Raw genomic sequence first — 12,182 nt, 5'->3', positions numbered from 1 at the left:
AGCGGTCGTTCGACCGCGAATAAAAAAACACCGCCCGGAGGGCGGCGTCAGTGTGCTTCGTGAAGCCTGTCAGTGCTGCTACGCCCCGAACAGGCCCTTGAAGAAGTAGAAGAACAGAATGGACAGCAGGGCCCCGGCCGGCAGGGTCACCACCCAGGAGGTGAAGATGGTGCTGACCACGCGCAGGTTCAGGGAGCCGATGCCCCGGGCCATGCCCACGCCCAGGATCGCCCCCACAAGGGTGTGGGTGGTGGAGATGGGCAGGCCGGTGCCGGAGGCCAGGATCACGGTGCCGGCGGCACCCAGCTCGGCGGCGAAGCCGCGGCTGGGGGTCAGCTCGGTGATGTTCTTGCCTACCGTGGCCATTACCCTGGCGCCGAGAATGGCGAGGCCGAAGACGATGCCCATGGCGCCGACCAGCAGAATCCAGCCAGGCATGGCGGCTTCCCCGCCGATCACGCCTTCGTTGACGATAACGCTGTTGATGGCGGCCAGCGGTCCCACCGCGTTGGCCACATCATTGGAGCCATGGGCGAAGGCCATAGCACAGGCGGTGAAGATCATCAATACGGCAAAGATGCGCTCCACGGAGTGAAAGCGGAAATCCTTGTCGGCTTCCGGGTTGGGCTGGATGCGGCTAAGAATGGCGGCGCCGATCACGGCGACCACCAGACCGCCAACGGCGGACCAGCCAAGACTGGCACCATAGCTGATTTCCAGGCCGATATGCTTGAGACCTTTCAGCAGGGTAACGGCGCTAATCGCGAAGCCCACCAGGAACATGTAGAAGGGCACCACCCGCTTGGCCCGCTGGAAGGGGTCGTCCTGGTTGAGTACCAGCTTCTGTACGCTCTTGATCAGGGCAAAGGAAATAAAGCCTGCCAGTAAGGGTGAGGTCACCCAGCTGGCGACGATGTTGCCCACCTTGCCCCAGTTGACCGCGTCCATGCCCACGCCCACTGCCGCAAAGCCGACAATGGCGCCGACGATGGAGTGGGTGGTGGAGACCGGCCAGCCGAACCAGGAGGCGACAATCAGCCAGATACCGGCGGCCAGCAGGGCGGACATCATCCCGTAGACCAGATAGTGGGGGAACTCGGCAAAGACGCCGGCATCGACGATGCCCTTGCGCACGGTGGCTGTCACTTCGCCACCGGCCAGATAGGCGCCGCAGAATTCAAAGACGATGGCGATCATCACGGCTTGCTTGACCGTCAGGGCGCCGGAGCCCACCGAGGTGCCCATGGCGTTGGCCACGTCGTTGGCGCCCACGCCCCAGGCCATCAGAAAGCCGAACGCGCCGGCCAGCAACAGCATCAGGTAGCTGTGTTCAATCATCCACTCCATAAGATAGCTCCTAGCGTGCGACCAACATCTGCAGGCGGCCGCCCACTTTCTGGGCGCGATCGGCGAGATCGCCTACCCATTCGATGATCTTGTAGAGAAAAATGACATCCACCGGGGGCAGTTCGCTTTCCAGCTTGAACAGGGTGGAGCGGATGGTGATTTGCTGCTCGTCGTTGTTGCGCTCCAGACGGTCCAGCTCTTCGATGAGCTCTTCCACGATCTGGATTTCACGGCCGCTGAAGCCGGTCTCGATCAGCTCATCCAGCTCGTTGATGGCTTTCTGGGCTTGAGCAGAGGTATCGATGGCGCCCTGCACATAGTCGCGCATCACATCAGCCAGTACCGGCGGGATGCTCATCTGCCGGCCCAGCATCAGCCCGGAGATGTCCTTGGCCTTGTTGGCCACCTTGTCCTGCACGCTGATCAAATCGAGCAGATCGGTACGGGGCATGGGAAGAAACAGACTTTTGGGCAGGTTCAGGCGGAACTCTTTTTTCAGTTCGTCGGCCAGGTTTTCCAGCTCGGCGATGCGCTTGCGGGCAGCGCGTGCCTTGTCCCAGTCACCGTCGGTAACGGCGGCGAAGAAATCTGCCAGGGTGCGGGCACAATCGTGAACGGTGTCGTAGTGTTGCTGCAGGGGCTTGATGGGGGAGCGGCCAAAGAGGCCGGCAATGGAGCTTCCAAAGGACATAGGCGCCTCGGATCCAGAGTCAGAGTAAAACCTGAAGCTGAGGCTTCAGGTGGAATCAGTGTCCCACTTTCCCGGGCGGTCGCCCAGAGGGAGAGGGCTCGGGTCATGGCACGACCGTGCATCTGTCACAGATGTGTCATGAAACTGGTCGCGAGTATAGTCAAAGCCGCCGGGGCTGTCAGGGGTTCAATGTTAGGGTTACAGTACTAGGACAAAATAATGAGGCCGCATGACGGCCCGTTAGTGAAATCGGAGAGTCTTGAGTGAACGCTACCGCCAACCCCGCCAAACTGGATGGTCTGCTGATTGATGTGCGCTGGCTGATGCGCGAGTTGCTGGAAGAGGGGCGTGTCAGTCAGGAGGATTTTAATGTCATTTCCACCACGCCGCGGGAAAAGAAGGAGCTGAACTGGCATCCGATTCAGGTGCTGGCCAAGTATCGGCTTACCGATCGCAGTAATACCCATCAATTGCTGGATGTGGAATTTCTCACTCGCTGGCTGGGCGAGAAAGCCGGTATCCGGGTCTGCCATATTGATCCACTCAAGGTGCATGTGGACCAGGTTACCAATGTGATGAGCTACGCCTTTGCCGAGCGCCACGGCATCGTGGCGATTGAGGTGCTGCGCGACAAGGTGGTGGTAGCCTGTGATCAGCCCTTCGTGCGTGACTGGCAGGCCCACCTCAAGCAGGTGCTGCGCGACCGTGAGCTGGAGGTGGTGCTGGCCAATCCGGAGCAGCTGCGCCGCTACCGGGTTGAGTTCTATAACCTGAGCCGCTCTATCGCCGGGGCCTCCGGCAACACCGGCCAGGAAATGTCCGGCATTACCAACTTCGAGCAGTTGCTGGAAGTGGGTAAGGGCCATCACGATGCGGATGACCAGCACATCGTCAATATCGTGGACTGGATTCTGCAGTATGCGTTTTCCCAGCGGGCCAGCGATATTCACCTGGAGCCGCGCCGGGAGACCGGCAAAATGCGCTTCCGTATCGATGGCGTACTGCACGATGTTTACGAACTGCCGGCGGCGATCATGGCGGCAGTTACCAGCCGGCTGAAAATTCTCAGCCGCCTGAATGTGGCGGAAAAGCGCAAAACCCAGGATGGCCGTTTGAAGACCAAGTCGCCGGAGGGGGATGAGATCGAGCTGCGACTCTCCACCCTGCCCACCGCCTTCGGGGAGAAGATGGTGATGAGGGTGTTCGACCCGGATGTACTGGTGCGCAGTTTCGAGCAGATGGGTTTTACTACCGAGGATTACGAGGCCTGGCAGCGCATGACGTCCCACCCCCATGGGATCATCTTTGTCACCGGGCCCACTGGTTCAGGCAAGACCACCACCTTGTATTCCACCCTCAAGCAGCTGGCCACCAGCGAGGTGAATGTCTGCACCATTGAAGATCCCATCGAAATGGTGGAGCCCAGCTTCAACCAGATGCAGGTGCAGGCCAATATCGACGTGAGTTTCGCTCAGGGGGTCAAGGCCATGCTGCGCCAGGACCCGGATATCATCATGATCGGCGAGATCCGCGACCTGGCCACGGCGGACATGGCGATTCAGGCGGCGCTTACCGGCCACCTGGTGTTGTCCACGTTGCATACCAACGATGCGCCGTCATCCATTACCCGTCTGGTGGACCTAGGGGTGCCGCCCTACATGATCAGCGCCACGGTGCTCGGGGTGATGGCCCAGCGGTTGATCCGCACTCTCTGCCCTCACTGTAAGAAAGCCACGGAGACCGATGTGCAGGCCTGGGAAGAACTGGTGCGCCCCTTCAAGATGAAGCCGCCGGAAGCCATCTATCGGCCGGTGGGCTGCCTGGAATGTCGGGATACCGGCTACTTGGGCCGCGTGGGGGTCTATGAAACCATGCCGCTGAATACCGCCCTGAAACAGCAGATTTCCCGGGGTGCCGAACTGGAGACGCTTACTCGTCAGTCTCTCAAGAATGGTATGAAGCCCCTGCGCATCAGTGGTGCCATGAAAGTGGCGAAGGGGCTGACCACCATTGAAGAGGTAATGCGGGTGACGCCGTCCCAGGATATTTTGCTGGGATAGAAAATGAGCAAGTTGAAAGTTCAAAGTTGAAAGGCGCGAAGAAAGGATTGGCGGCACCCGGGAAAGGCGGCGCTTCGCGCGGCATGGCTGTCCCGTCTGTGAGCATGACTCATTAGGCCGCTGTAGGAGCTTGCTTGCATGGCGAACCTGCGATCTTGAATCGCGGGCACGGCCTGAGTTAAGCGGTCCAGGCTCTTCCCGCGCCTTTCAGCTTTGAACTTTCAACGTGCAACTCCTTCCTGCCCTCTAGCCTTTCTCTCCCTCCCGTACGACAATAGCCGCCCATGAAAGAACCCCAATATCACGCTCTGCCGGATGAACTGTCGGTGCTGGTCAGCCAGCACTGGCAACACTTTGTGGAATCCGGTCACCGTATCCCCGACGCCCTGCTTGATGACCTGCCCCGGGTGTGGGCGGGCTCCGACTATGTGGCGCAGCAATTTCAGCGTGATCCGGGCCTGGGGCAGTGGCTTGAGGACAGTGATCCGAGTGGCGCCCTGGCTGAGGATTCGCTCCGTCAGACAGTGCAGGAGCAGTTGGCCGCCTGTCACAGCGAGGATGAACTCAAGCGTGCCCTGCGCCGTCTGCGCCACCGCCATATGGTGCGCATCATCTGGCGGGATCTGGCCGGGATTGGGGATTATCACAGCACTGTGGCGGATCTGTCGCTGCTGGCGGATACCCTGATACAGGAAGCGCTGACCGTGCTGCACGGCTGGGCCTGTGAGAAAAGTGGCACCCCGGTGGGGCCGGATGGCAAGCCGGTGAAGCTGGTGGTGCTGGCCATGGGCAAGCTGGGGGCGCGGGAGCTGAACCTGTCCTCGGACATTGATCTGATTTTCGCCTATGAGCATGAAGGCGAAATCGAGGGTGAGCGACGCAGCCTTAGCCATCACCAGTTTTTCGTGCGCCTGGGCCAGCAGTTGATCAAGGCCCTGGACCAGCCCACCGCCGACGGTTTCGTATTCAGGGTGGATATGCGCCTGCGCCCCTGGGGCAAGAGCGGCGTACTGGCCATCGGTTTCGATGCCATGGAAGGGTATTACGAGACCCAGGGACGCGAGTGGGAACGTTATGCGCTGATCAAGATGCGCCCGGTGGGTGGTGATCTGCAGGCGGGAAAACGCCTGATCAAGCGGCTCAATCCCTTCGTCTATCGTCGTTATATAGACTACGGGGCCTTCCACTCCCTGCGTGAGATGAAGTCCCTGATCGAGCGGGAAGTGAACCGCAAGGGCATGCAGGCGGATGTGAAGCTGGGTGCCGGCGGCATCCGTGAAGTGGAATTTATCGTTCAGGCGTTCCAGCTGATCCGTGGTGGCCAGCTGCCGGCCCTGCGGGAACCGAACCTGATCAAGGTGCTGCCGCAACTGGTGGAGCTGGAATTGCTGCCCGAGGACGTGGCGGATGAGCTGACCGAAGCCTATCTGTTCCTGCGGGACGTAGAGCATCGATTACAGGGAGTAGCCGATAAGCAGACCCAGCGTCTGCCGGACGACGAGCTGGGCTGGCAGCGTCTGACCTTTGCCATGGGCTTCTCCGCCCGGGCCGCCTTCGAGCGCAAGTTACGTCGTTGCCGGGAAAGCGTGCGTCATCATTTCAGCCAGGTGATTGCCGACCCGGAACAGGAAACCGATGCCGCCCAGGGCGCCGATCAGGAGCTGCTGGATCTGTGGCTGGGCGAGCTGGATGAGGCCCAGGCTGCGGCTCAACTGGCAGCCATCGGCGTGCAGGAGGGCGACAAGGTCTACGCCCATCTGAATAATTTCCGTGAAGGTCGCTCGGTGCAGAACATGCAGGCGATCGGCCGCGAGCGTCTGGACCGGCTGATGCCTTTGCTGCTGGAGGCGTTGGGTTATCAGGGCCATGGCGAAACCACCGTGGTGCGGCTGCTGGCCTTTGTGGAAGCGGTACTGCGCCGTAGTGCCTACATCGCCCTGTTGGTGGAAAATCCCAGTGCGCTGACCCAGCTGGTGAAGCTGTCCGGCGCGAGCCCCTGGATTGCCGAGCGCCTCACTCTGCATCCGGTGCTGCTGGACGAATTGCTGGATGTGCGCACTCTCTATTCGCCACCGGAGCGGGCAGAGCTGGACGACGAGCTGCGTCAGCAGTTGCTGCGCGTGGCCGAGGATGATCTGGAACAGCAGATGGAGGTGCTGCGTAACTTCAAGCAGGCCCATCTGTTGCGGGTGGCTGCCTCGGAAGTGACCGAGGTGCTGCCACTGATGAAGGTCAGTGACTATCTGACCTGGCTGGCGGAAAGCATTCTCAACCAGGTGGTGATGCTCGCCTGGGAGCCGCTTGTGGAGCGCCACGGCCGCCCCTCGCGGACCGATGGCCAGCCCTGCAGTCCGGATTTCGTGGTGGCGGGCTATGGCAAACTGGGCGGTATCGAGTTGGGCCACAACTCCGATCTGGATCTGGTATTCCTGCACGATGCAGCCAGCGGCGGCGTGACCGATGGCGACAAGCCGGTGTCCAACGAGCAATTCTATGCTCGCCTGGGGCAGCGCATCATCCACATCCTTTCCACCCGTACCATGAGCGGTCAGCTCTACGAAGTGGACACCCGCTTGCGGCCTTCCGGCAGTGCCGGTCTGCTGGTGAGTTCCATGGATTCCTTTGAGAAGTATCAGCTCAATCAAGCCTGGACCTGGGAGCATCAGGCCTTGGTGCGTGCCCGCGTGGTTGCCGGTTGCAACCGGGCCCGGGCGCGCTTTGATGCGATCCGCCACCAGGTGCTGTGCGCCGAGCGTCCCCTGGACAAGCTGCGCGAAGATGTCCTGGCCATGCGCGACAAGATGGTTGACCACCTGGGGGAGAAAGGGGAGGACCGCTTCCATCTCAAGCAGGACCCGGGTGGTATCGTTGATATCGAATTTATGGTGCAATACGGGGTTCTGAGATGGGCCTCCTCCCACGGTGAACTGACCCGCTTCACCGATAATGTGCGGCTGCTCGAAACACTGGCTGCACTGGATATTATGTCGGCACAGGATGCCGGCCTGCTGCGGGAAGCGTACCTCGCTTACCGATCCGCGGCTCATCGCGCCTCGTTGCGCAAAGAGAAATCCATTGTCGACGACACTCAATTCCGCGATTTGCGTGAAGGCGTGCGAGCGATCTGGAAGCACTGGTTCGACCTGCAGGGCTGACACCTGCAGGTCCTTAGCTCTGGGAGTATCACTGCCATGTCGATGGCTGTAAGAGACGGTTTTATCTGGTTGGATGGCGAACTGGTTCCCTGGCAGGACGCGAAGGTTCACGTGCTCACGCACACTCTGCACTATGGCATGGGTGTGTTCGAAGGTGTGCGCGCCTATGAGACGGCAAAAGGGCCGGCGATTTTCCGTCTGCAGGATCACACCGACCGCTTTTTCAACAGTGCGCATATCCTCAACATGAAACTGCCCTTCACCAAAGAGCAGATCAACGAGGCGCACCTGTCGTCTATTCGGGAAAATAATTTGCCCCACGCTTACCTGCGCCCGATGGCGTTTTATGGCAGCGAAGGGATGGGCCTGCGCGCCCACAATCTGAAAGTGCATGTCATGGTGGCAGCCTGGGAATGGCCGTCCTACATGTCTCCGGAAGCCCTGGAGCTGGGCATCAAGGTGCGAACCTCCAGCTACACCCGTCACCACGTGAACATCACCATGTGCAAGGCGAAGGCCAACGGCAATTACATGAATTCCATGTTGGCCCTTAATGAAGCCCTGTCCGGCGGTGCCGATGAGGCGCTGTTGTTGGACAACGAAGGCTATGTGGCAGAAGGCTCCGGTGAAAACGTATTCCTGGTTCGCGACGGCGTGCTTTACACCCCGGAGCTGACGTCCTGTCTGGACGGCATTACCCGCAAAACCATCATTCAGTTGGCCGAAGAGCGAGGTTATCCGGTGCGTGAGAAACGCATTACTCGTGATGAGCTGTATATCGCCGATGAAGCTTTCTTCACGGGTACCGCCGCAGAGGTCATGCCGATTCGGGAGCTGGATGGACGCATCATTGGCGCAGGCAAGCGTGGTCCGATTACCGAGCAGTTGCAGGCGGTGTATTTCGACCTGGTGCGCGGCAAACAGGATGAAAACTACGGAGACTGGCTCACTTACGTGAGCTGAGCAGGCGCATGCCGGCATTCTTGTCCGACTCGCCCTCCGCCATCCTTGTCGTCGGCCCGTCCTGGGTCGGCGACATGGTAATGGCCCAGACCCTTTTTTCCGAACTGCGTCGCCAATACCCGGACTGTGCCATCGATGTGCTGGCGCCGGCCTGGTGTCGGCCGTTGCTGTCGCGCATGCCGGAAGTGCGCGAGGCGCTATCGCTGCCTTTCGATCATGGCGACCTGAAGCTGGGTGAGCGACATGCGCTGGGCAAATCCCTGCGTGGTCAGTACCAGCAGAGTTATGTGCTGCCCAATTCCCTCAAGTCTGCGTTGGTGCCCTGGTCGGCAAAGATCCCGCAGCGTATCGGGTGGCGTGGGGAAATGCGTTACGGCCTGCTGAACGACGTGCGCAAGCTGGACAAGGAAGGCCACCCATTGATGGTGCAGCGCTTTGTAGCGCTGGCGCTGTCACCGGATGCGCCGGCACCGAAACTGGATACCATTACTGCGCCGCACCTGGAAGTCAGTGAAGACTCGCTTCAAGACGCTATCGCGACACATGGCCTTGATACGCAACGGCCGGTGCTGGGCCTGTGTCCCGGTGCCGAATTCGGTCCGTCCAAGCGCTGGCCGGAGCATCATTACGCGGCGGTAGCACAGCACTGGATTGAGCACGGTGGGCAGGTATGGATCTTCGGCTCCGGCAAGGATCAGCCCGTGGCTGATACCATCGTCGAGATGCTGGATAACAGTGCGGATGAGCATGCCGTGGTGCTGGCGGGTAATACTTCCCTGGAGCAGGCGGTGGATCTGTTGTCGGCCACCACCGCGGTGGTCAGCAACGATTCCGGGCTGATGCATATTGCCGCCGCCCTCAAGCGTCCACTGGTAGCAGTGTACGGTTCCACCTCGCCGGGGTTTACGCCACCGCTGGGTGATCGTGTAGCGGTAGTGCGATTAGGCCTGGAGTGCAGCCCGTGTTTTGAGCGTGAGTGCCCGCTGGGGCATCTGAACTGTCTGCGCCAACTGCCGCCGCAACTTGTGGTTGATGCTTTGGAGCAACTGGTGGGAGGTGAGTAATCGAAACAGAATTGAAGGCTAGCTATTTCCATCCTCACTGGCGGTTGGCGCTGCAGGGACATGGACTGAAAACGATTAGTGACTGGTTGGCTCTGGATAAGACTCTGATTGATGAACCTAACCATAGGGGGCGTGGTATCAGTCAGGTTTTTCGGGCGCGCGTGAGTGACCCATGGGGTGGTGAGGCAACAGTCTATATCAAGCACCAGCGTAATTATGTGCGCCGTAGCTTGCTGCATCCGCTATCTGGGCAGGCTACCTTATATCAGGAATACAAGGCACTGATGGGCTGCTGGCAAGCTGGGGTACCGGTGGCGGAGCCTTTGTTCTTTGCTGCCAGCAACCTTAATGGAGACAGGGAAGCCATGCTGGTGAGTCTCGATCTTGCTGGGTTCCAGAGTCTGGATCAGGTGGCGTTGGATCAGTTGTCTACGGCTCGCCGGTTTGCCCTGATTCGGGATGTTGCCGCTGTAGTGCGTCTGCTTCATGAGCGGGGCCTGGTTCATCAGAATCTTTACCCCAAGCATGTGTTTGTGTCTTGGTCGGAGGCGATGCAGCGTTTTGATGCTCGCTTTATCGATATGGAACGCTGTCGGCCTCATTATCATGCATTGCGTCCCAGATTGCGGGACCTGGATAGCTTGGCGCGGCGCTCTGAAGGTTTTTCTGCCCGTGATAAAATCCGTTTCCTCCATCACTATATGGTACAGCCCAAGCTGGGCACTCAGGGGCGCTCATTACTCGGTCGCCTAGAAAGGAAGTCCAAGGCTCTAGCGGGTAGCTAATCCATGCGAGTGCTGCTTATCAAGACCTCCTCCATGGGGGATGTGATCCACACCTTGCCGGCACTGACCGATGCGCTGTCGGCCATTCCCGATCTGCAGGTGGACTGGGTGGTGGAAGAGGGCTTTGCCGACCTGGCCCGTCGCCACCCCGCGGTCCATCAGGTTTTCCCATGTGCCCTGCGCCGCTGGCGCAAACATCCTTTCAAGGCTCGCCGCTCCGGTGAATGGTCTGCCTTCAAGTCCGCCATTCAGGCAATGTCCTATGATGCGGTGATCGATGCCCAGGGCCTGATCAAGAGCGCCTTCGTGACCCGTTTGGCGCGCGGAGAAAAATTCGGACTGGATAAACAGTCCGCACGGGAAGGCTTGTCTGCCAAGGCTCTCGATCACCCTCTGCGGGTGGCGAAGGGGCAGCATGCCATCGACCGGGTGCGGCAACTGTTTTCGCTGGCGCTGTCGTACGACCTGCCCGATGGTGCCCCGGATTACGGCCTGCCGCGCAGCCATGTGCCCACACCGTTGAGCCGCCCGGCACAACTGGTGTTTTGCCATGGCACCACCTGGCCGACCAAACATTATCCGGAAGCCTTCTGGCGCCAGTTGCTGGAATTGGCTACCAGTGAAGGCCATCGGGTTTTCCTACCCTGGGGCAGCGAGGCGGAAAAAGCCCGTGCCGAACGCCTGAGCGAAGGCCTGGGTCAGGCAAAGGTCCTGTCGAAAATGGGACTGGATGAACTCACCGATAAATTCCTCGAATGGGATGCGTTTATCGCCGTGGATACCGGCCTGGCCCATCTGGCTGCTGCTGCCGGCTTGCCTGGAGTGGCGCTCTATGGTCCCACAGACCCGGTATTAACCGGGGTGCGCGGCATCCAGGCCCATTCGTTGGCTGCGGATTTCCCGTGTGCACCCTGCGTGCAGGAAAAATGCACCTATCGCGGTGAACTGGGCAAGGGCGTGGAGCCGCCCTGTTTCAGCAGTCTTAAGCCCAGGCAGGTGTGGCTCGAATTGCGGAGATGCACTGCATGAAGATGGCTTTTGCCTTGTTTGAATATTTTCCTTACGGCGGGTTGCAACGGGACATGCTTTCCATTGCTCGACGCGCCGTGGAAAAAGGGCACCAGGTGACTGTTTTTGCGCGCCAGTGGCAGGGCGACCCTGCGCCAGAGGGGATAGCAGTGCAGCTGCTTCCGGTCACTGCGTCCAGTAATCATGGCCGTGACAAAGCCTTCGCGGAGGTTGTGAGTCAGCGTTGGGATAAATTCGACCTGCGGGTGGGCTTCAACAAGATGCCTGGGTTGGACTGGTATTATGCGGCTGATGGCTGTCTTGCCGAACGCTATCATTTTCCCCGCAGTCTGCTGCCTCGTTACGGCAGCAAGTTGGCTATGGAGCGAGCAGTGTTTTCGGAACACAGCCCTACCCGGATTCTTTCCATCTCTCCACCGCAGATGGCCCTGTTCATAAAACATTACCGCACACCGGAAAACCGCTTTGTGTCGCTGCCTCCGGGCATCCGCCGTGACCGGGTGTTGCCGGAGAATTATGCCTCGTTGCGGGAGGCGTTCAGGGCGAATCTGGGCCTGGACGACGATGAACCCATGCTGTTGTTCGTGGGGTCTGGTTTCCGGACCAAGGGACTGGACCGGGCCATTGAAATGATAGCGTCGCTGGGGCGTGGGCAGTTGTTTATTGTCGGCGATGATCGCAAGGCGCGATTTGATCGTATTGCCCGGCGCGCTGGCGTGGCGGACCGGGTGCATTTCATGGGCGGTCAGGATAATGTGCCGCACTGGCTATGGTCAGCGGACTTGCTGCTACACCCGGCCTACGCCGAAAACACTGGTACCGTACTGTTGGAAGCCGCGATTGCCGGCTTGCCGGTACTCACCACACGGGCCTGTGGCTATTCCCCCTACATTGAACAGGCCAATATGGGGCGGGTCATGGCCGACGGCGTCAGCGCAGAAGAACTGGCTGACGCTGCTCAGGTGCTGCTCGACACTGCCAGGGATTCCTGGCGTAAAAAAGGCCGGGCGTTTTCACGTACCGGTGATATCTACGATCTGGTGGAGCATGCCGTGCGGGCGCTGGAAGGCCGTGCGGACAAGGCATAA

The 12,182-nt window shown here is 59.9% G+C and carries 9 protein-coding genes; 7 read left to right on the top strand and 2 right to left on the bottom strand.

Features of this window, described 5'->3' with window-relative positions; genetic code table 11:
* Positions 1-78: 78 nt before the first annotated feature.
* Both T9A_RS03935 and T9A_RS03930 read right to left on the bottom strand, forming a co-directional pair.
* A complete protein-coding gene (locus T9A_RS03935; RefSeq protein ID WP_035245243.1) occupies positions 79-1,347 on the bottom strand; it encodes an inorganic phosphate transporter in 1,269 nt (422 codons plus the stop codon).
* A gap of 10 nt (positions 1,348-1,357) precedes the next feature.
* Positions 1,358-2,038, bottom strand: coding sequence for a TIGR00153 family protein (locus T9A_RS03930; RefSeq protein ID WP_035245241.1), 681 nt, complete (start codon positions 2,036-2,038; stop codon positions 1,358-1,360).
* A 323-nt stretch (positions 2,039-2,361) separates the two neighbouring features.
* Here T9A_RS03930 and T9A_RS03925 point away from each other — a divergent pair, with 323 nt between their 5' ends.
* The 7 genes from T9A_RS03925 (at position 2,362) to T9A_RS03895 (ending at position 12,182) form a co-directional block, all read left to right on the top strand.
* Positions 2,362-4,098 (top strand): type IV pilus assembly ATPase TfpB, encoded by a 1,737-nt coding sequence (locus T9A_RS03925; protein WP_084573396.1) that lies wholly within the window; start codon positions 2,362-2,364, stop codon positions 4,096-4,098.
* 284 nt (positions 4,099-4,382) lie between these two features.
* A complete protein-coding gene (gene glnE / locus T9A_RS03920) occupies positions 4,383-7,253 on the top strand; it encodes a bifunctional [glutamate--ammonia ligase]-adenylyl-L-tyrosine phosphorylase/[glutamate--ammonia-ligase] adenylyltransferase (protein WP_035245239.1) in 2,871 nt (956 codons plus the stop codon).
* Positions 7,254-7,289: 36 nt separating this feature from the next.
* The gene (locus T9A_RS03915; protein ID WP_035245237.1) at positions 7,290-8,216 is read left to right on the top strand and encodes a branched-chain amino acid transaminase; all 927 of its coding nucleotides are present in this window, start codon (positions 7,290-7,292) and stop codon (positions 8,214-8,216) included.
* Between the two features lie 8 nt (positions 8,217-8,224).
* Positions 8,225-9,280 carry a lipopolysaccharide heptosyltransferase II gene (waaF, locus tag T9A_RS03910; RefSeq protein WP_035245235.1) on the top strand — a complete coding sequence of 352 codons (1,056 nt, stop codon included), beginning with the start codon at positions 8,225-8,227 and terminating at the stop codon, positions 9,278-9,280.
* A gap of 11 nt (positions 9,281-9,291) precedes the next feature.
* Complete coding sequence (locus tag T9A_RS03905; protein WP_198030607.1) at positions 9,292-10,065, top strand: lipopolysaccharide kinase InaA family protein; 774 nt, start codon at positions 9,292-9,294, stop codon at positions 10,063-10,065.
* A 3-nt stretch (positions 10,066-10,068) separates the two neighbouring features.
* Complete coding sequence (gene waaC / locus T9A_RS03900; protein ID WP_035245231.1) at positions 10,069-11,094, top strand: lipopolysaccharide heptosyltransferase I; 1,026 nt, start codon at positions 10,069-10,071, stop codon at positions 11,092-11,094.
* Entirely contained in the window at positions 11,091-12,182 is a 1,092-nt protein-coding gene (locus T9A_RS03895) for a glycosyltransferase family 4 protein (protein WP_035245229.1), read from the top strand. Before waaC ends, T9A_RS03895 begins: the two co-directional genes overlap by 4 nt.

It is taken from the genome of Alcanivorax jadensis T9 (genome assembly GCF_000756655.1).
GTDB classification, from domain to species: Bacteria; Pseudomonadota; Gammaproteobacteria; order Pseudomonadales; family Alcanivoracaceae; genus Alcanivorax; species Alcanivorax jadensis.
The sequence above is the reverse complement of the archived record's forward strand: the minus strand, read 5'-3'. Positions and strand labels throughout refer to the sequence as shown.

What these genes read in the sequence shown, in the direction of transcription:
- T9A_RS03915 (WP_035245237.1), top strand. Translation starts at nt 7,290, where the DNA reads ATGTCGATGGCTGTAAGAGACGGTTTTATCTGGTTGGATGGCGAACTG.
- T9A_RS03935 (WP_035245243.1), bottom strand. Translation starts at nt 1,347, where the DNA reads ATGGAGTGGATGATTGAACACAGCTACCTGATGCTGTTGCTGGCCGGC.
- T9A_RS03925 (WP_084573396.1), top strand. Translation starts at nt 2,362, where the DNA reads ATGCGCGAGTTGCTGGAAGAGGGGCGTGTCAGTCAGGAGGATTTTAAT.
- T9A_RS03930 (WP_035245241.1), bottom strand. Translation starts at nt 2,038, where the DNA reads ATGTCCTTTGGAAGCTCCATTGCCGGCCTCTTTGGCCGCTCCCCCATC.
- glnE (WP_035245239.1), top strand. Translation starts at nt 4,383, where the DNA reads ATGAAAGAACCCCAATATCACGCTCTGCCGGATGAACTGTCGGTGCTG.
- waaC (WP_035245231.1), top strand. Translation starts at nt 10,069, where the DNA reads ATGCGAGTGCTGCTTATCAAGACCTCCTCCATGGGGGATGTGATCCAC.
- T9A_RS03895 (WP_035245229.1), top strand. Translation starts at nt 11,091, where the DNA reads ATGAAGATGGCTTTTGCCTTGTTTGAATATTTTCCTTACGGCGGGTTG.
- waaF (WP_035245235.1), top strand. Translation starts at nt 8,225, where the DNA reads ATGCCGGCATTCTTGTCCGACTCGCCCTCCGCCATCCTTGTCGTCGGC.